The organism is Devosia sp. (genome assembly GCF_039927955.1).
Taxonomy (GTDB): Bacteria; Pseudomonadota; Alphaproteobacteria; order Rhizobiales; family Devosiaceae; genus Devosia.
Genome location: NZ_JBDSUA010000022.1, coordinates 16,139 through 35,719 on the forward strand (window position 1 = coordinate 16,139; position 19,581 = coordinate 35,719).

A 19,581-nucleotide genomic window follows, 5' to 3' on the forward strand; every position below is an offset into this window, starting at 1 on the left:
TTTGCAAGCCTTAGCAAATTCCCGGGCGATTTGCACAGTTCCGTCGCCGATCGACAAAGTTCACTGTGGAGCCGGCGGCGGCCCTGATGTTTCGGGGCGATCCGGTGTCCGATGATGGTCGATGTTGCGCTGCTTCATCTTGCCCAGCGGCTGAAAGAATTTGCCGCCGGCCGCCAGCAGCGATGGCAGGATGAACAGATCACCCAGAACCGCCAGCGCCAGAGTGATCACGAACAGTGTGCCGAACAGCGCCACTTGGGGCAGGGCCGAGAACGCCACGATGATGGTGCCTGAACACAGGATCAGTGTCGTGGCGATAATGGCACCGCCGATACGGTCCAGCGTGTGCTTGACCGCCTCCATATGCGACAGCTTTTGCTCGCGCCGCGCATGCAGGTAATGCGACAGGAAATGCACCGTGTCGTCCACCGCGATACCGAAGGCGATGGTCAGGGCGATCACTGTGATCAGTTGCAGGCCCTGATGGGTGAAATACAGCCACGCCTCGGTGCCCAGCACCGGGAACAGGTTGGGGATGGCCGACGCCGCCGCGACGCGGAACGATTGGAACGCAAAGCCGATCAGCCCCAGATTGACCAGCACCGAAACCGTCAGATCGAGTTGCAGCCCGCGCACGATCTGGTCGGTGGCATAGGTGGTCAAAATGCGGAAACCGCCGATTTCGGCGCCCTTGATCCCCGCCGCATCCATTTCGTTCTGCACATCGACCACCAGATCGCGCAGCGTATCGCTGTCGATGATGGTGGGCATGAATCCTGTAACCAGCGCCTGGTCGCCATCGTCGGTGATGAAGCGCTTGCGCATGAACGGGCCAACGGCGTCGAACACCTCTTCGCGGCTGAAGCCGGACTGGGTGTAATTGTCCATGCTGGCCGCCGAAATCACCTTGTTGGGGCCGAGGTGTTTTTCCAGAATCTGATGTACGGTCTTGATGGTTTCAAAATCGACCGGCCCGACATAGGGGTTATGTTCGACCAGCGGCACGCGGATATAGAGCGGCGCTACGCCGCCGACGCCACTGTCGATCTCTTCGGCTGCCGCCAGCGCCGTTGAATCCTTCGTCATGAAGTCTTCAAACGAGAAGTGCGGCTGGATCAGCACATAGGGCACGAACAGCCCAAGGGTGAGCACGATGGCAAAGATCGACATCGCCTTGCCGTAGCGGCTGGCAATGAACCATGACAGCGGCAGCGGCGCGGTCAGCACCAGGCTGGAGCGCTTGGGCGGCTTGAAGCCGAGGCGGATCGCCAGCTTGAGCAGCAGTGGCATGAACGTCATCAGGCAGACAAACAGCAGGAAGCTGCCGATGGCGCCGGCGATGGAGAATTCCTGAATGCCCTTGCCCGCCGTCATCGACAGCGAGGCAAACGAGATCAGCGTCGTCAACATGGTCAGAGCCGTGGCAGGTCCCACCAGCCGCACGGTTTCGTCCACCGCCTTGTTCGGCTCCATGCCATCGTCGCGCCAGAACGCGAGCCAGTTGAAGACGAAGAAGGTGCTTTCGGCAAACGAGATCACCAGCACCAGCGTGGTGACGATGATGGTGAGGAACGAGAACGAACCAAAAAACAGCAGCACGATGCCGATGGTCCATATCAGCGCCAGGAACGGCGTGGCGGCGACGATCAGCGCGCCGGCCAGCGAGCGCAGCGACAGGAAGGCGATCAGCGCGCCAAGAATGAAGCCATAGGCAGTGAACTTGACCAGGTCATCGACCGAGGCATTGAGCATTTCCGAGGTCCATACCGGCGGCCCGGTCAGTTCGACATGCAGGTCGTCGCTCTCGTAGCCGGCGATGGTCTTGCGCACGCTGGCGATCATCTCCTTGGTGCCGTCGCCCTTGGTCAGTTCCGGATTGGGGAACATGATCAGCACCACCCCGGTCAGGTCGGGCGTGATCAGATTGCGCATCATCGGATCGTTCTGCTGCAGGTCGCTCAGTGCCAGCGCCACCTGGGCGAAGTCGGTCATGTTCTCGGGCACGGCCGGAACCGAGCCGCCATTCGCCGTCGGCTTGCGCAGGGTGAACGGCGACATGGTGCCGACGGCAAAGTCATTGAGTTCGAGATCGAACGCCAGGGCCCGGACCCGCTCCAGCACTTCTGGGTTGGTCAGGTCCGGCGAATTGACCAGCACATAGATATCGTTCTCGAAGGTGCCGAAGGTCGAGGCCAGCCGCTCATAGGCGTCATAATAATGGCCGGAATCGGCATAAATCCGCAGCAGGTTGCCATCCACATTGGCGCGCGGAACCTGCGAAAAACACAGGATCGAAAAGGCCAGAATGGCGAAGGCGATAAAGCGGGGATATTTGAGCGTGGCCAGCCCGATGTATTCGAGGCCAAAGCCGATCGAGCGATCATGGGTAAACAGCGCCCAGAGGCGTTTGAACACTGAACCCAAGGCCACGAACTGCCCCCAAACCGCAACAAAGTAGGCGATTTTTACGGAATGGCAGTAGAGTCGTCCAGCGGTGGCGGGACAATCGGTTCAACATACAGGCGATTTAGCGCCACCCGCCCGCACCGCGCGGGGCGGATGGCGTTGTGGCCACTGTCAGGCGAAAGCGGCCTTGTTGGTGGCGAGGAATGCCGCGACGCTCTGCGGCTTGCGGCCGGAGAAGGTCTCGACCACATCGGTGCTCAGAGCATGGTAGCCCTTGGCAGCGTCGATGTCGAAATTGACCATCAGGTCGGCGACGGCTTCGGGCAGGCCATTGGCGACCATGCCGCTCTTGAGCTGTTCGCCGGTCAGGCCAACGCGATTGACCGGCTTGCCCGAGAGTTCGGCGAGCAGGCCAGCGACTTCGGCCTGGGCAACCGGAGCAGGGCCGGTCACGTCGAGGATGGCATTGCCTTCTGCACTGAGCAGCGCGCCAGCGGCAGTGCGGGCGGCGTCTTCGCGCCAGACATAGCTGCGCAGGCCATCGCCGGTGGCATCATAGAGTGCGCCGCCGGCCACTGCCGAGCTGGCGCCGTAAAGGATAACTTCGGCATAGAGGTGGTTGCGCAGAATGGTCGAGGTGGCGCCGCTATTGGCCAGTGCCTGTTCGGTGGCGAAATGCTCATTGGAGAGCACATTGCCGGGGTTCGGATTGGCATTGGGGGCGGAGGTATAGACAAAATGCTTCACGCCAGCGGCAGCGGCGGCCTTGACGGCTTTGATCTGCTGTTCGGCGCGGCGGCCGATGGAGTCGGTGCTGATCAGCAGCACGCGATCGACGCCGTTAAAGGCGGTCGCCAGATCTTCCGGCTTGTCGAAATCCAGCGCACGGACGGTGACGCCCTTGGTGGCGAGATCGGCCAGCTTGGATGGATCGCGGGTGCCGGCGATGATTTTGGTGGCGCCGCGCGCCAGCAGTTCGTCGATGGCGATGCGACCAAAATGGCCGGCGGCGCCGGTTACCAGCAGGGTCTGATCTTTGAATTGGGTCATTTGTCGCTCCAGTCCTCAATTGACATCGATCGGCCCGCTTGCGGCATATGCAGCAAGAGAGTAAGTATCGATTGGAGAGTGTATCTAGGGCATGCCGACCGGCTGCGAAAGGAGGCACTTTGAACGCTGAACGGCACCTGGAGGTGACCTTATGAATCAGATGCTCGTGAGCCCAGGACTCGATGCCAAATCCATTCTCGATCAATGGGTGGCCGCCGCAGCCGATGGTCCGTTCGACAGCGGCTGCCCGGTGCGCGGCGTGCTCGACAAGATCAGCGACAAATGGAGCATGCTGCTGGTGATGACCCTGGCCAGCGCCCCCAGGCGCTTTAACCAGCTCCGCCGTGAAGTGCCCGATATTTCCCAGAAGATGTTGACCCAGACGCTGCGTGATCTGCAGCGCGACGGCCTGGTGTCACGTCAGGTGTTCGACACCAAGCCGCCATCAGTGGAATACCGCCTGACCCCGCTGGGCCAGTCGATCATCGTGCCGTTCGGCTACCTGATCCGCTGGGCCAATGAAAACCATCCGGTGATCAACGTGGCCCGGCTGGCATTTGACGCGGCTTAGGAGACAAGCGAATTCGCCACATCCTCGGATCCATTCTTGCGGTGCATGCAGTGTTGAGCAACGCCGCTTTGCCTACAGTCCTGCCCACCGACGATCTGGCGGTATGCGTGAATTGCGGTTGACGGCAGCCATCGCCCCTAAACCACGCCACTCTCCAGCAGCGTCAGCGTGGCTGCCTCACAATCAAGCTCCGCCAGCGCCCCGTAGGGCAGCGTCAGCATCGGTTGGGTGTGCCCAAAGTCGAGCCCCGAAAGCACCGGCATGTGCTCCCGCCCGGATTGTGCCAGCACTGTCGTCACGGCGTCCTCGATCTGCGCTTGATAACGCGGATTGGTGCCGGGGTCGGCCCTGGCAATCAAGATGCCCTTGACCACACCGAGAATGCCTTGTGCCGCGTAGTTGCGCAGCCAGTAGCGCACGAAATTGCCGGAGGGCACGTCCTCCGAGGTTTCGAGGAACAGGATTGCGCCCGTCCAGTCGTCCAGCGATGGCCACCAGGCCGTGCCCTTGGTCATTTCCAGCACTTCGATACAACCGCCCAGCAGATGCCCTTGGACGGTGCCGCTGCCTTGCAGGATGCGCGGCGGTTCGGCGAGCGTCAGTGTGCGTTGGCGCGATTGCAGTGCGGGCTGATCCCAGCCGAGATGCTCACTCGTCCAGCCCTCGGCATTGCGCGGTATCGCGCGTATTGGATCGGTGTTGAACAGCGCCCGGCGGACGCTCTCGGCTGTATAGGCATGCATGCCGGCGTTTTCGGCAAACCCGGCCATGATCGCCGGGCCATAGAACGAGCCGAGGCCCGCCTTGTAGCAGGCCAGATGCAGCGCGGTGGTGTCGGAAAAACCCAGGAAGACCTTGGGATTGTGGCGAATAACCTCTAGGTCGAGGAATGGCAGTAGCCGAATGCAATCCTCGCCACCGATGGTGGTAATGATGCCGTCGATGGACGGGTCGGCGAACGCCGCCATCAAGTCGTCAGCGCGTGCTTTGGGATTGGCCGAAACCCAGTCTGCAGCGGCCAAAGTATGCTGCATTTCAACAGCTGTTACGCCGAACGTCTCCTCCAGTTGGCGTTTGCCGGCCTGATAGCGCGACGGAAACGTGCCCGGACCGCCCCAGGATGGGCTGACCGTGGCGATGCGGCTGCCAGGCCGCAATTGCCGAGGTTTGAGCAGTGGTTTTTGCATGTTCAGCGGCCTCGTGGTGGCGAGCGCCGGGTTGGCGCGTCTCTCCACAGATCGCCAGTGGTTCGACGACGCTGGAATTAGCAATTTCGCGCGGAATCGCCTATACAATTCCCATGTTGGCCAACGTAGAATCAGCCCAGTGACAGATAAGCCAGAAGCCCCCGCCGGCGTACCGCCGTCGTCCGATATCGAACTCATTTCCATCACCGATGAAATGCGCAAATCCTATCTCGATTACGCCATGAGCGTGATCGTGAGCCGGGCGCTGCCAGACGTGCGCGACGGGCTGAAGCCCGTGCATCGCCGCATTCTGTTTTCGATGAGTGAGAATGGCTATGAGTGGAACAAGCCCTATCGCAAGTCGGCGCGTGTGGTCGGCGACGTTATCGGTAAGTACCATCCGCACGGCGACCAGTCGGTGTATTTCGCGCTGGTGCGCATGGCGCAGGATTTCTCGATGGGCCTGATGCTCATCGATGGCCAGGGCAATTTCGGCTCGGTCGATGGCGATATGCCCGCTGCCATGCGCTACACCGAAGTGCGCATGGAAAAGGTCACCAACTCGCTGTTGGATGATCTGGACAAGGACACCGTCAATTTCCGCGAGAACTATGACGGCTCGGAAAAAGAGCCGGTCGTGCTGCCGGCGCGGTTCCCCAATATGCTTGTCAATGGCGGCGGCGGCATTGCCGTGGGCATGGCCACCAATATCCCGACCCATAATCTGAGCGAGGTGATCGACGCCACGCTCCTAGTGCTCGATAACCCGAGCGCCACTGTCGAAGAGCTGATGGAAGTGCTGCCGGGGCCGGATTTCCCGACCGCCGGCATTATTCTTGGCCGTCATGGCATCCGCTCGGCCTATGAAACCGGTCGCGGCTCGGTGCTGATGCGTGGTCGCGTTGCCATCGAGGAAGTGCGCAAGGAGCGCGAGGCGCTGATCATCACCGAGATCCCGTATCAGGTGAACAAGGCGTCGATGGTCGAAAAGATTGCCGATCTGGTGCGCGAAAAGCGTATCGAAGGCATTGCCGACATGCGCGACGAAAGCGACCGCAACGGCATGCGCGTGGTCATCGAGGTCAAGCGCGATGCGCTGCCCGACGTGGTGCTGAACCAGCTCTATCGCTTTACCCCGCTGCAATCCTCGTTCGGCTGCAACTTCGTGGCGCTCAACGGCGGCAAGCCGCAGTTGATGAACCTGAGCGAAATCCTCACTGCCTTCATCGCCTTCCGCGAAGAGGTGGTGACGCGCCGCGCCCGCTTCATGCTCAACAAGGCCCGCGATCGCGCCCATATTCTCGTGGGTCTGGCCGTTGCCGTTGCCAATATCGATGAAATCATCGCCCTGATCCGCACCGCGCCCGATCCTGCGACGGCGCGCGAACAGTTGATGACCCGCCGCTGGCCGGCCAGCGATGTGGCGCCGCTGATCGCGTTGATCGACGATCCGCGCCACCGCATCAACGAAGACGGCACCTTCAATCTTTCGGAAGAACAGGCCCGCGCCATTCTCGAATTGCGCCTGGCCCGTTTGACCGCGCTGGGCCGCGATGAAATCGGCGATGAACTGAACGGGCTTGGGCTAGAAATTGCCGATTATCTCGACATCCTGCGCTCGCGCGAACGGGTGATCACCATCATCCGCGACGAACTGACCGCGATCCGCGAGCAGTTCGCCTATCCGCGCAAGACCGAAATCACCGACAGCGCCGCGGACTTCGAGGACGAAGACCTGATCGCCCGCGAGGACATGGTCGTTACCGTGACCCATGGTGGCTATATCAAGCGCGTGCCGCTTTCGACCTATCGGGCGCAGAACCGTGGCGGCAAGGGCCGTTCAGGCATGGCGACGCGCGACGAGGATTTTGTCTCTCGCCTGTTCGTGGCCAATACCCACACACCGATCCTGTTCTTCACCAGCGCGGGCATCGTGTACAAGCTCAAGGTGTGGCGCCTGCCGCTGGCGGCACCACAGGCGCGTGGCAAGGCACTGATCAATATCCTGCCGCTGGAACAGGGCGAGCGGATCACTTCGATCATGCCGCTGCCCGAGGATGAGGCAAGCTGGGCGAACCTTGACATCATGTTTGCCACGACGCGCGGCACGGTGCGCCGCAACTCGCTGGCCGACTTCATCGAAGTGCGCCAGAACGGCAAGATCGCCATGAAGCTGGACGAGGGCGATGGCATTGTCGGTGTCGATACCTGCTCGGCCAATGATGACATTTTGCTGACCACGGCGCAGGGTCAGGCGATCCGCTTCCAGGTCGACGAGGTCCGCGTTTTCAAGGGCCGCGATTCCACCGGCGTGCGCGGCATTTCGCTGGCTGCCAACGACACAGTCATCTCGATGGCAGTGATCAATCACTTTGACGCCGCCTCGGAAGAACGCGCCGCCTATCTCAAGATGAGCCGTGCAGTGCGTGGCGAGGCCGATGGCGAAGAAACGCCGGCCGATGATGCCGAAGAAGCCGTTGCCGGTGAGTTGAACCAGGACCGCTATGCGGCGATGAGCGCCTCCGAGCAGTTCATCCTGACCATTTCGGAAAACGGCTATGGCAAGCGCACCTCCAGCCACGAATACCGGATCACCGGGCGTGGCGGTAAGGGCATCGTCGCCATGGCGGTCAACAAGCGCAATGGCGAGCTGATCGCGTCGTTCCCGGTTTCCCCGGACGACCAGATCATGCTGGTGACCAATGCCGGGCAGATGACCCGCATGCCGGTCGAAGGCAAAAAGCCGATCCGCATCGTTTCGCGCGGCAGCCAGGGCGTCATCGTCTTCGATACTGCCGAGGGCGAAAAGGTGGTGTCGGTCGAGCGCATCAGCGAACCGGAAGGCGATGAGGACGAGGGGCCGGATGTGCCCGAAACTCCGGTCGAGCCGACTGCCGAATAGAATGAATCAAGGGGCGCGCTGCGCCCCTTGTCTTTTGCGCTGGGCAATGGCTTGGTCGGGGCTCTGGAGGATTCCATGTTCAGCCTTGCCACGCTCATTCCCTATCTCGGTGCCTGTATCCTGTTCTCGATCATTCCCGGTCCGTCGGTGTCGGTGGTCATTGCCAATTCGCTGGCGGGGGGCACACGGGCTGGCCTGCTGACAATTCTGGGCGCCCAACTGGCAATGCTGGTCCTGGTCTTCATTGTCGCCGTCGGGCTTGAAGCGGTGATGAGCTTCGTCGCCGATGCGTTCGTGGTAATCAAACTGGCCGGTGCTGCCTATCTGGTCTGGCTGGGCTGGAAGATGGTCCGCTCCAGCGGGCAGCTCGATTTCACGCCTGGCGAGCGCATGCCGATGCGGCGTTACCTGCTACAGGGCTCATTGGTCAGCTTTTCCAACCCCAAGACTCTCTTGTTCCTCGGCGCGTTCCTGCCGCAGTTCGTTGATCGCGGTCAGCCGACTTTTCCGCAGATCATGGTTCTGGGGCTGATCGTCATGGCGGTGGCCAGCGCCAGCGACAGCGTCTATGCGGTAGCGGCCGGACAGGCACGGCACCTGTTGACCAGCGCCCGCGTTCGCATGCTCAATCGGGTCTCCGGCGTTATCCTGATGTGTGGCGGCGTTTGGCTGGCGCTGCAGCGGCGGACCTGATGAACATCATCAATTTGCGCGATGCACGGGGGTTCTTCCCGGTCGTTGCCGACCGCATCTGGAACGCCTTCTGGCAGCCAGCGCCCCTTTCGGCGGTTGAGACCGCTCTACACGAGGTTATCGCAGCTGCGGAATTTCCGTTTACGCTGGCGGCCTTGGATGGCGAACAGTTCCTTGGGACCGTCACCTGCATCGCATCTGACATGGACGAAAGACCATTGCTCGGTCCGTGGATTGCGGCGCTGTGGGTCGAGCCCGAGGCCCGGAAATCAGGTGTCGCGCGAACCCTGGTCGATACGGCTGTCGTCAAACTTCTCAGTCAAGGCAATCGGTCAATCTACCTGTACTGTAAGCCGCAGATGCGCGAGTTCTATGTCCGGCTGGGCTGGGAGGTGCTTGAGGACGAGGTCGGCGAAGGCCGAAGTGTAGTTTTCGTCCGCCATGCTCACCTTGCCTAATCTCTGCGCCCGTGACAAAAACTGCCCAACAAACCGGGAGGGCGCTGTGAGCAAACTGGTTGGCTTTTATCCGGGTTCGTTCGATCCGGTGACCAATGGCCATCTCGATGTGGTCGAGCGTGCCTGCAAGCTGGTGGATGTGCTGATCGTTGCCGTTGGCACCAACGCCACCAAGAAGCCGCTGTTTGCCCATCAGGACAGGCTGGCGCTGCTAGAGCAGGTGCTGGCCCCCGTTGGGAAGCGCACCGATACCGAATTCAAGGTGGTGGATTTTTCCGGCCTGATGGTCACGGCGGCGCGCGAGCATGGCGCAAGGCTGATCATTCGCGGGCTGCGCGACACCACCGACTATAATTACGAAATGCAGATGGTGGGGATGAACGCCCAGATGGCGCCCGATCTGCAAACCGTGTTCCTGCCCTCCAGCCCGCATGTGCGGCACATCTCGGCCACATTGGTCCGTCAGATAGCTGAAATGGGCGGCGACATTTCCGCCTTCGTTCCCCAGATCGTTCTCAAGGCCCTGAAAAAATGAGCGTTTCCATGCAGCCTCGCCGTACTGTCCTCGGCGCACTCGCCTTTGCCTTTGTCGCCGTGTTTGTCGGCGCTGCCGCGTTCCCCACCGCCGCTCAGGCCCAAACCGGCACCCCGCATCTGCTGCTGGAGCTCAAGAAGGGCACCGTCGATATCGAGCTGGAGCCGAACCTGGCGCCTGCCCATGTCGCGCAGATTGTGGCGCTGGCCGAAAAGGGCGAATATGACGGCGTGGTGTTTCATCGCGTCATCGAGGGCTTCATGGCCCAGACCGGCGACGTGAAATACGGCAAGACCGGCGCTGCCGGCTTCGATCTGGCCAATGCCGGCATGGGCGGCTCCGATCTGCCCGATATCAAGGCTGAATTCTCCAACGAGCCCTTCGTCCGCGGCACAGTCGGTGCTGCTCGCTCGCAGGACCCCAACAGCGCCAATTCGCAGTTCTTCATCATGTATGCCGATGGCAGCTTCCTCAACGGCCAGTACACCGTGTTCGGCAAGGTCGTGTCCGGCATGGAATTTGTCGACGCGCTGGAAAAAGGCCCCGCCGACCAGAACGGTGCGGTTGCCAATCCCGACATGATCGTCAAGGCGACCGTCGAATATAAGTAAGTAAAGAGTGGGGCGGTTAATCACCGTCCCACGATCCGTGATGGCGGAACTGCCCAGGCCAGTCTTGCGCGCGTCGCGCAATGGCCTTACATGCGGGCCACATTCTCAAAACCGAAAGAGTCCGTCATGGCTGAATATGCCGATCCCGAAAACACCCTCGTCATCGAAACCACCAAGGGCAATGTCGTTATCGCCATGCGTCCTGACCTGGCTCCAAACCATGTCGCGCATATCAAGACGCTGGTGCGTGAAGGCTTTTACGACGGCATCGTGTTTCACCGCGTGATCGAAGGCTTCATGGCCCAGACTGGCTGCCCGCAGGGTCGCGGTACCGGGGGTTCGAAGTACCCGGACCTGAAGCAGGAATTCAACGCCGAAAAGCATGTCCGTGGCACCGCCTCGATGGCCCGCTCGTCCAACCCGGACAGCGCCAACTCGCAGTTCTTCCTCTGCTTTGATGATGCGCCATTCCTCAATCGCCAGTACACTGTTTGGGGACAGGTCATCGAAGGCATGGAAAATGTCGATCAGATCAAGCGCGGCGAACCAGTGCAGAACCCTGACAAGATGCTTTCGGTCAAGGTTGCGGCCGATATCGCTGCCTGACCTTTGCATCGCGGCCTTGGTCGCATTTCTGGCGCTTGCTGCCCCGGTGGCAGCAAGCGGCGGGGTTTATTGCCAGGGTGATGGTGCGTCGGTCGATATCGCCATGGGTCATCTGATCGTGGTGCAGGTGCTGGGCGCAGCGATCGAAGTCGATGGTGTCGCATATTCCACCGGGCCGGAACGCGGCCCAGGCACACCGATGATCATCGGCCAGGCCTTTGGCGACGATGATCACATGATGTTTGATTTTACCGATCCGAACATGGAAACTATCCTCGCCAGCGTCCGGCTCGATTTCGTCAAGGGCAATGAGGATTATCCGTTGGCCGGCAAGGTTGCGGTGGCGGGAAAGCCGGCCAAGAAGATTAGCTGCAGCGCCGAATAAGCCGTTCCGGCAACGATTGACCCAAGTTACGGACGCTCCATGCGTGTTGCGGATTTTGATTTTGACCTGCCCGAAAAACTGATCGCCCTGCATCCGGCCGAACCGCGCGATAGCGCCCGGCTGCTGGTCGTTGATCCGGCGCACGGCCTGGCGGACCGGCACATTCCCGATCTGTTGTGGCTGCTGAAGCCGGGCGACGTGCTCGTGGTCAATGACACCCGCGTCTTGCCGGCCGAACTGCGGGGAACCCGCATTCGCGGCGAAAACCGTTCCGCCGTCTCGTTCAATCTGCACAAGCGTGTCGATGCCCGTACCTGGCGCGCGTTTGCCCGGCCAGCCAAGCGGCTGGCGCTGCTCGATCGGCTGGAACTGGGCAACGGCCAGGCCGATGCCCTGACGGCCAAGGTGGCCGGCAAGGGCGAAACCGGCGAGGTGACGCTGGAATTCGATCTCGGCGGCGCCCAGCTCGATGAGGCGATCAAGGCCCATGGTGCCATGCCGCTACCGCCCTATATTGGGGCCAAACGCGAGATCGAAGAGCGCGACAAGCTCGACTATCAGACCGTCTATGCCCGCACCGACGGTGCCGTGGCTGCACCCACGGCCGGTTTGCATTTTACCGATGACCTGTTGGCCAAACTTGCCGAAACAGGCGTGGTGATCGAGCGGGTGACGCTGCACGTTGGCGCAGGGACGTTTCTGCCGATGAAGGTGGACGATACCGACGATCACGTCATGCACGCCGAATGGGGCGAGATCGACGAGGACACGGTCGAGCGCATTGTCGCTGCCCGAGCCGCTGGCAAGCGGGTGATCGCCGTCGGCACCACCAGCCTGCGCCTGCTCGAAACCGCCTCGCGCGCCACCGGCACACTCGTCCCGTTCAGCGGCGATACCGACATCTTCATTACGCCGGGCTTCAAATTTCGTACCGTCGATGCGCTGATGACCAATTTCCACCTGCCCAAGTCGACCCTGTTCATGCTGGTCAGCGCCTTCGCTGGCATGGACCTGATGCGCAAGGCCTATGAACACGCCATCGCCGATGGCTATCGGTTCTATTCGTATGGCGATAGTTCGCTGCTGATCCGGGCAGAATGATACGCGGAGCCTCCCTCGCCCCTTGAGGGAGAGGGACCGGTTTTCTGCGTTCAGCAGAAAACCAGGGTGAGGGGTTGCCTCCGCATACGGAAAAGCAAGAGACCCCTCATCCGCTCTTCGGGCACCTTCTCCCTCAAGGGGAGAAGGAAGGCAGGGGAGTTGTCCGCCGCGCCCCAACCCGCTAGAACCCGCCCCATGAAACAAGTCACCTTTACCCTTTCCGCCACCGATGGTGCGGCGCGCCGTGGGCGGATTGATACGCCGCGCGGCGATATCCAGACGCCGGCGTTCATGCCGGTAGGCACCGCCGGCACGGTCAAGGCGATGTATCCCGAGCAGGTGCGCGAAACCGGCGCCGATATTGTGCTGGGCAATACCTATCACCTGATGCTGCGCCCCGGCGCCGAACGCGTGGCCTCGCTGGGTGGTCTGCATACTTTTATGGATTGGGAGCGGCCGATCCTGACCGATAGCGGCGGCTTCCAGGTGATGTCGCTTAGCCAGTTGCGCAAGCTCAACGAAAAGGGCGTCACCTTCCGCTCCCACATCGATGGCACGGCCTATGAGCTGACGCCGGAACGCTCGATCGAGATCCAGACGTTGCTCGATAGCGACATCATCATGCAGCTCGACGAGTGCATTTCCTTGCCGGCCGAACGCAAGGAAATGGAGCGGGCGATGGAGTTGTCGCTGCGCTGGGCCGATCGCTCCAAGACTGCATTCAACAATCAGGCTAACCGCGCGCTATTCGGCATCGTCCAGGGTGGCGACGCGCCGGATCTACGCGCCCGCTCCGCCGAGGGTCTCAAATCCATCGGCTTTGATGGTTATGCTGTTGGCGGCTTGGCCGTCGGCGAACCACAGGAAACCATGTTTCGCGTGCTCGATGAAATCACCCCCGAGCTGCCGGTCGATCGCCCGCGCTATCTGATGGGTGTCGGCAAGCCGGACGACATTCTGGGCGCCATCGGTCGGGGCATCGACATGTTCGATTGTGTACATCCAACCCGCGCCGGGCGTCACGGCCATGTCTATACGCGCTTCGGTGTCATCAATCTGAAGAACGCCCGGCATAAGGACGACCATCGGCCGATCGATGAAGCCTCGCCGAACCGCAATTGCCGCCGCTTCTCGCGGGCCTATCTGCACCATTTGGTACGGACCGAAGAAATTTTGGGGGCGATGATCCTTTCCCAGATCAATCTGGCCTATTATCAGGAACTGGTGCAAGGCGCTCGCGGGGCAATCGAGAGCGCATTATTCACAAATTTCGCGGAAGCCACGCGTGCCGCTTGGGCCGCGGGCGATCTGCCGCCGCTTTAACCGCCACACCCGCTCAAAAAGGTTCATCGATATGGCCAAATCCGGACGCAAAGCTGCCTTTTCCGCTCTCGACAAGCACAGGAAGCGTCTGGAAGACCAGCCGATGCGCGTGCAATTCGCCATCGATCCGAACCGGTTCAAGCGCTACTCCGCCAGCGCCGGCGATATCCTGCTCGACTACTCCAAGAACCGGATCGACGAGGAAGCGCTGGCTGCGTTGTTTGATCTGGCCCGCTCCGTCGATGTCGAAGGCCGCCGCGACGCGATGTGTGAAGGCGAGCATATCAACATCACCGAAGATCGCGCTGTGATGCATATGGCCCTGCGGTATCAAGGCGACAAGCCGGTTCCGGTTGATGGGCAGGACGTCATGCCGGGCATCCGCGAAGTGCTGGGCCGGATGAAATCCTTCACCGATGACGTTCGCAACGGCACCATTCGCGGCAATACCGGTGAGCAGTTCACCGATGTCGTCAACATCGGTATCGGCGGCTCGGACCTTGGCCCAGCCATGGTGACGCTGGCCCTGGAACCCTATACCCGCGCCGATCTGCGCGCCCATTACGTGTCCAACGTCGATGGCGCCCACATCCACGACACGCTCAAGCGTCTCGATCCGGCCAAGACGATGTTCATCATCGCCTCCAAGACTTTTACCACTGATGAGACGATGACCAACGCCGCCACGGCCCGCGCCTGGTTGGCAAATGCGCTGGGCGATCAGGCAGTTAATGACCATTTCGCTGCCGTTTCCACCAACCTTGAATCCACCGGAAAGTTCGGCATCCGCGCCGATCGCACCTTCGGCTTCTGGGATTGGGTGGGCGGTCGTTACTCGGTCTGGTCGGCCATCGGCCTGCCGATTGCCCTTGCCGTAGGCTTCGAGAACTTCGATCGCGTGCTCAAGGGCGCGGATGCGATGGACCGGCATTTCCTGACTACGCCGCTGGAAGACAACCTGCCGGTGATCATGGCGGTTCTCGGCGTTTGGTACCGCAATGTCTGGGGTTTTTCGACCCACGCGGTATTGCCTTATGACCAGCGCCTGTCGCGCTTTGCGGCCTATCTGCAGCAACAGGACATGGAATCGAACGGCAAGTCGGTGACGCTGGCCGGCAAGGATGTTGCATGGTCGACCGGCCCGATAGTTTGGGGTGAACCCGGCACCAACGGCCAGCACGCCTTTTACCAGTTGATCCATCAGGGCACCGACGTGATTCCGGCGGATTTTCTGATTGCTGCGCAGCCACACGAAGCGTTGCCGCCGCACCACGACAAGCTGGTGGCCAATGTTCTGGCGCAGTCCGAAGCGCTGATGCTGGGCAAGACCGAGGACGAGGTGGTTACCGAACTCAAGGTCGCCGGCATGGACAAGGCCAAGATCAAGGAGCTGACACCGCATAAGGTGTTCCCCGGCAATCGTCCGTCCAATACGCTGTTTTATCAAAAGCTTACTCCGGAAACACTGGGTAGCCTGATCGCGCTCTACGAGCACAAGGTGTTCGTGCAGGGCGTGATCTGGAACGTCAATTCGTTCGATCAGTGGGGCGTGGAGCTGGGCAAGCAGCTGGCCAAGGCGCTGTTGCCCAAGGTTGAAGGCAAGGCCACCGGCGAGGGTCACGACAGCTCGACACAGGGCCTTTTGGCCTATTATCAGGCGAACAAGACCAAGGACTGATGTGACCATTACGACCGAAGAAGAACTGGCAAAGCTCAAGGCCATCGGCAGCATCTGCGCGCAGGTGCTGGACAAGATGGCGGCGGCTTTGCGCCCGGGAATAACCACCGCGGAGCTGGACGACCTCGGCCGTATCCTGCTCGAGCAGGCCGGGGCCCGTTCGGCGCCGCAGCTGACCTACGATTTTCCGGGTGCTACCTGTATTTCGGTCAATGAAGAGATCGCCCACGGCATTCCCGGCGCCCGGGTGATTCAGCCCGGCGATCTGGTCAATATCGACGTGTCGGCCGAGAAAGACGGAGTATTTGCCGATATGGGCGCGTCGTATGTCGTGCCGCCGGTAACCGATATTCTGGCCCGGTTGACGCGTGACGGCCGCAAGGCGATGTGGGCGGGGATCAAGCAGGTGGCGCCCGGCGCGCCGCTGGCCAATATTGGCAATGCCATCGGCAAGTTCGCCAAGAAGAACGGCTATACGCTGATCACCAATCTGGCGAGCCACGGGGTAGGCGATAGCCTGCATGACGAACCGGGCGAGATACCAACATGGCCCGACAAATCCGAGCGGCGAAAGATCGCCGACGGCCTGGTGTTCACCATTGAGCCGTTCCTGTCATTGGGCGGCAAGTACGCCATGGACAGCGCCAAGGATGATGGTTGGACACTGGTCAGCCGGCCACCGGCGCTGTGTGTTCAATATGAGCATACCATTGTCGCCACCAAGCGCGGGCCGGTGGTGGTCACGCTGCCATAGCGGCGGAATGGCCTAGAACTGGAAGTTGGCGCCGACGCGGAAGGTGCCGAAGCGGAAAGTGGCGTCAACCGGCAGGCCGATGCCGGCCTGATAGGTCTTGGTGCCCAGGTCGGTATAGAGGTACTCGGCCTTAATCGTGACGTTGTCGGCAACCGCAAATTCTACGCCGCCGCCAGCGGTCCAGCCGGTGTGAAAGTTCGATTGAGAGAACACGCCGCCGAAGGTGGTGTACTTGCTAGTGCCTTGTCCGCCGACAACGCCGGCCGTGACATAGGGCATGAACTGGTTGTATGCGTAGCCCACCCGGGCGCGGGCGCTGGCATAATAGTCAACATTGAACGAGCTGGTGACGACGCCACCGGTGGTGACCGAGTAGTTCACATTAGCGAGCTGCGCGTCCGCTTCGGCACCAAGCACCAGGCCACCGAGATTGACGTTGAAGCCAAGCTCGCCGCCGCCGGCAAAGCCGCGCAGATCATTCTGTGGATTGCCGATAGCGTTGGTACTCAGCGTTCCCGCGCCGTAGCCGAGGCTGCCGCCGGCGTAGAAGCCGGTCCAGTCATAGGCGGCGCTGCTGCCGTACATCAAGGCCTGCGAGGAATTGCCAGCGCTGGCAGATGGGTCGACCCAGGTGCCGTTTGCCTGCGCATAGGCAGGCGCGGCAATGGCAATGGAAGCGCTGGCCAGCAGCGCTGTGGCGATGATCTTGTGCATGGGATCAATCTTGTCGTTCGATTTGGACTCATCATCACCGCAAAGCGGGGAGCTGTCCAAGCCGACCGGTCAGCAGGGCTAACCATGCGTAAAGATTTACGGAATGGATTTACCCGGCGTTCACCATGCGGCAGCGCTAAACGACAAACTGTGCGTGCAAACGTCGGGTGGAGTTGAGGAAAAGTGGTATGCCGGGAGGGGGTCGAACCCTCGACCATTCGATTAAAAGTCGAATGCTCTACCACTGAGCTACCGGCACACGCGGACGCTCTTTGGCGTCGCGGCGGAACATAGCCATGTGCCCTGTTCTGTCAACCGCTATAAACGCAGGCCTTATAATGGCGTGCCGTTGAACGGCATCGGCATGCAGGAGATCGAAACGCGTTCCAGGCGGGCGCACAGCGCTGTGGCCTCCGACATCTGCTTGATCGGGCCGACGACGATGCGCTTGTTGTCCGAGTTGGCTTCATCAGCCAGCAGCGGTCCCAAGCCGAACAGCAATGGCCCAAGCTTGATCGACAGATCATCCCATTCGGATTTGGCTTCGGCAAAGCTGATGCCTGGACCAATGGCGATACCGAACATGGCCTCGTCAGGCGTGACCGACACGGCGGCGGCCAGAGCCGCTGGCATGGGCTGGGGGGCAGCTTCAGCAAGGGTTTCCAGCGGCTGCTGGCGGATTTTGACCGAGCCGCCATCAGCATCATAGGTGAGCGCTTCGCCTTCCTGGATGGAGGCGGTCAGCGAGGAGCGGTCGACATCGGAGCCGCTTGGCAGCGCTTCAATCAGCTTGGGGATACTGACCTCGAGCGCACCGACGCGATGCGTCATGTCGTTGCTCGCCTGCTCCTGCAGCGAAAATCGGGTCAGCAACGCGGTATTCTCGCGCTCCATGCGCGCCGAACGGCTTTGCAGATCGATCAACTGGGCCCGTACCTGGCTGAGATTTGCGCCTTCAATACGGGTGGCGTGCAGGCCGGAAAGCAGGCTCGGCGGCAGAATTGCTGAAATATTGGCGCTCATCACCGCCATGGCGCCGCAGACCAAAGCGACAATGCCCCAGACCGTCACGTCGGATTGCTGAAATTGTGCCGATGCTTTAGCCAATGCCGGGGTTCCGTTCAGTCAATCGAATCAAGGTTGTTCACTATAATAACACTGCTGTCGCCGTTATCGGTTCGCCAACGGTTCCCTGCCATAAAATTGCGCGAATATGCGTGGATGACGCCTGCGCCGGAGACAAGCCAATGACTGAACTGCTGTCGATCATCTTGGCTGCGGGTGAAGGCACCCGCATGCGGTCGGCAACGCCGAAGCTTTTGCACCCCGTTGGCGGGATGCCGATTGTCGGGCATGTGACGCGAGCCGCCCGCGAGGCCGGCTCGACCAATATTGCGCTGGTGACCGGGCCCAAGCATCAGGCAATCCGTGACATGATCACGGTGATGGACCCGGAAATCCGCCATTTCGAGCAGACTATTGCCAAGGGTACCGGCCATGCCGCGTCGATGGCGCGTGAGCTGTTCGACACCGCGACTGGCTATATCGCGGTGGTTTATGGTGACCACCCGCTGCTGCGCGGGCAGAATTTCCGGGTTGTGCTGGATCGGCTGGATGCGGGGCTCGACGTTGCCATTCTGGGGTTCGAACCCAAAAATCCCACCGGTTATGGGCGTTTCATCACCGATGGCGACCGGCTTCTGGCGATTCGCGAGCACAAGGATGCTACCGACGCCGAGCGCGAAATCGGCTTGTGCAATGCCTGTATCTTGGCGTTCCGGGCCGAAGTGTTCCGCGATCTGATCGACAAGCTCGATAGCAACAATGTGCAGGGTGAGTTCTATCTCACTGATCTGGTTGGCCTGGCCAACAAGGCGGGCAAGAAGGTCGGCTTCGGCATTGCGCCGGAAAATGACGTGATGGGCGTCAATGACCGTGCGCAACTGGCCCATGCCGAGGGGCTGTTCCAGGATGTACAGCGCGATGCCTTTATGAAGGCTGGCGTGACGCTGAAGGATCCCAAGACGGTGTATTTCTCCTACGACACCGAGATCGCCCGCGATGTGGTCATCGAACCGAGCGTGTTTTTCGGTCCGGGCGTCAAGATCGAAGAGGGCGCGGTGATCCACGCCTTCTCCCATATCGAAGGCGCTACCATTGGGCGCAATGCCTCGGTTGGGCCGTTCGCGCGGTTGCGGCCGGAGGCGAGACTGGCAGAGGGTGCCAAGGTCGGCAATTTCGTCGAGATCAAGAAGGCCGATATCGGCAAGGGTGCCAAGGTCAGCCATCTGACCTATATTGGCGACGCCACAGTCGGCGATGAGGTCAATATCGGCGCCGGCGTGATCACGGTGAACTACGACGGCTACAACAAGCACCGCACGATTATCGGCGACAACGCCTTTATCGGTTCGAACAGCGCTCTGGTGGCGCCGGTGACTGTAGGGGCTGGTGCGTTGGTTGCCGCTGGCAGCGTTATCACCGGTGACGTCGAAGCCGATGCACTGGCCGTGGGCCGGAGCCGTCAGACCAATAAGCCTGGCCTTGCCAAAACTATTTTCGGGCGCGCTGCGGCGCTCAAAGCGTCGAAATCCAAGGGGAAATAAT

General features: G+C 60.9%; 18 protein-coding genes and 1 tRNA gene. 13 read left to right on the forward strand and 6 right to left on the reverse strand.

Annotated features, from left to right (window positions below):
* Positions 1-60: 60 nt before the first annotated feature.
* Entirely contained in the window at positions 61-2,430 is a 2,370-nt protein-coding gene (locus ABIT12_RS06410) for an MMPL family transporter (RefSeq protein WP_348045883.1), read from the reverse strand.
* Positions 2,431-2,577: 147 nt separating this feature from the next.
* Positions 2,578-3,456: an NAD(P)H-binding protein gene (locus ABIT12_RS06415; protein ID WP_348045885.1), complete on the reverse strand. Its 879-nt coding sequence runs from the start codon at positions 3,454-3,456 to the stop codon at positions 2,578-2,580.
* 151 nt (positions 3,457-3,607) lie between these two features.
* Between ABIT12_RS06415 and ABIT12_RS06420 the strand changes: the two genes are divergently transcribed.
* Positions 3,608-4,027 (forward strand): helix-turn-helix domain-containing protein, encoded by a 420-nt coding sequence (locus ABIT12_RS06420; RefSeq protein ID WP_348045887.1) that lies wholly within the window; start codon positions 3,608-3,610, stop codon positions 4,025-4,027.
* A gap of 137 nt (positions 4,028-4,164) precedes the next feature.
* On the opposite strand, the gene ABIT12_RS06425 is transcribed toward ABIT12_RS06420, so the two are convergent.
* Positions 4,165-5,214: a S66 peptidase family protein gene (locus ABIT12_RS06425; protein ID WP_348045889.1), complete on the reverse strand. Its 1,050-nt coding sequence runs from the start codon at positions 5,212-5,214 to the stop codon at positions 4,165-4,167.
* Between the two features lie 139 nt (positions 5,215-5,353).
* Here ABIT12_RS06425 and gyrA point away from each other — a divergent pair, with 139 nt between their 5' ends.
* The 11 genes from gyrA to map all read left to right on the forward strand — a co-directional run bounded on the left by gyrA (position 5,354) and on the right by map (position 16,260).
* On the forward strand, positions 5,354-8,116 hold the full coding sequence (gene gyrA, locus ABIT12_RS06430) for a DNA gyrase subunit A (RefSeq protein WP_348045891.1): 2,763 nt from the start codon (positions 5,354-5,356) through the stop codon (positions 8,114-8,116).
* Between the two features lie 75 nt (positions 8,117-8,191).
* Positions 8,192-8,809, forward strand: coding sequence for a LysE family translocator (locus ABIT12_RS06435; protein WP_348045893.1), 618 nt, complete (start codon positions 8,192-8,194; stop codon positions 8,807-8,809).
* Positions 8,809-9,267, forward strand: a complete 459-nt coding sequence (locus ABIT12_RS06440; protein WP_348045895.1) for a GNAT family N-acetyltransferase — start codon at positions 8,809-8,811, stop codon at positions 9,265-9,267. The genes ABIT12_RS06435 and ABIT12_RS06440 overlap by 1 nt, the downstream gene beginning before the upstream one ends.
* A gap of 46 nt (positions 9,268-9,313) precedes the next feature.
* Complete coding sequence (gene coaD, locus ABIT12_RS06445) at positions 9,314-9,802, forward strand: pantetheine-phosphate adenylyltransferase (protein ID WP_348045897.1); 489 nt, start codon at positions 9,314-9,316, stop codon at positions 9,800-9,802.
* Positions 9,799-10,413 carry a peptidylprolyl isomerase gene (locus ABIT12_RS06450; RefSeq protein WP_348045899.1) on the forward strand — a complete coding sequence of 205 codons (615 nt, stop codon included), beginning with the start codon at positions 9,799-9,801 and terminating at the stop codon, positions 10,411-10,413. Before coaD ends, ABIT12_RS06450 begins: the two co-directional genes overlap by 4 nt.
* A 126-nt stretch (positions 10,414-10,539) precedes the next feature.
* Entirely contained in the window at positions 10,540-11,019 is a 480-nt protein-coding gene (locus tag ABIT12_RS06455; protein WP_348045901.1) for a peptidylprolyl isomerase, read from the forward strand.
* 16 nt (positions 11,020-11,035) lie between these two features.
* Complete coding sequence (locus tag ABIT12_RS06460) at positions 11,036-11,404, forward strand: hypothetical protein (protein WP_348045903.1); 369 nt, start codon at positions 11,036-11,038, stop codon at positions 11,402-11,404.
* 39 nt (positions 11,405-11,443) lie between these two features.
* Positions 11,444-12,505, forward strand: a complete 1,062-nt coding sequence (queA, locus tag ABIT12_RS06465; RefSeq protein ID WP_348045905.1) for a tRNA preQ1(34) S-adenosylmethionine ribosyltransferase-isomerase QueA — start codon at positions 11,444-11,446, stop codon at positions 12,503-12,505.
* Positions 12,506-12,700: 195 nt separating this feature from the next.
* Entirely contained in the window at positions 12,701-13,828 is a 1,128-nt protein-coding gene (tgt, locus tag ABIT12_RS06470; protein ID WP_348045907.1) for a tRNA guanosine(34) transglycosylase Tgt, read from the forward strand.
* Positions 13,829-13,859: 31 nt separating this feature from the next.
* Positions 13,860-15,506, forward strand: coding sequence for a glucose-6-phosphate isomerase (gene pgi, locus ABIT12_RS06475; protein ID WP_348045909.1), 1,647 nt, complete (start codon positions 13,860-13,862; stop codon positions 15,504-15,506).
* Position 15,507: 1 nt separating this feature from the next.
* Positions 15,508-16,260, forward strand: coding sequence for a type I methionyl aminopeptidase (gene map / locus ABIT12_RS06480; RefSeq protein ID WP_348045911.1), 753 nt, complete (start codon positions 15,508-15,510; stop codon positions 16,258-16,260).
* A gap of 12 nt (positions 16,261-16,272) precedes the next feature.
* On the opposite strand, the gene ABIT12_RS06485 is transcribed toward map, so the two are convergent.
* From ABIT12_RS06485 to ABIT12_RS06495, 3 genes are all read right to left on the reverse strand, one after another.
* A complete protein-coding gene (locus ABIT12_RS06485; protein WP_348045913.1) occupies positions 16,273-16,974 on the reverse strand; it encodes an outer membrane protein in 702 nt (233 codons plus the stop codon).
* Positions 16,975-17,158: 184 nt separating this feature from the next.
* Positions 17,159-17,233: transfer RNA gene (locus ABIT12_RS06490), tRNA-Lys, on the reverse strand.
* Between the two features lie 74 nt (positions 17,234-17,307).
* Positions 17,308-18,081 (reverse strand): hypothetical protein, encoded by a 774-nt coding sequence (locus ABIT12_RS06495; protein WP_348045915.1) that lies wholly within the window; start codon positions 18,079-18,081, stop codon positions 17,308-17,310.
* 140 nt (positions 18,082-18,221) lie between these two features.
* Here ABIT12_RS06495 and glmU point away from each other — a divergent pair, with 140 nt between their 5' ends.
* Positions 18,222-19,580, forward strand: coding sequence for a bifunctional UDP-N-acetylglucosamine diphosphorylase/glucosamine-1-phosphate N-acetyltransferase GlmU (glmU, locus tag ABIT12_RS06500; protein WP_348045917.1), 1,359 nt, complete (start codon positions 18,222-18,224; stop codon positions 19,578-19,580).
* The last annotated feature ends 1 nt before the right edge of the window (position 19,581 follow it).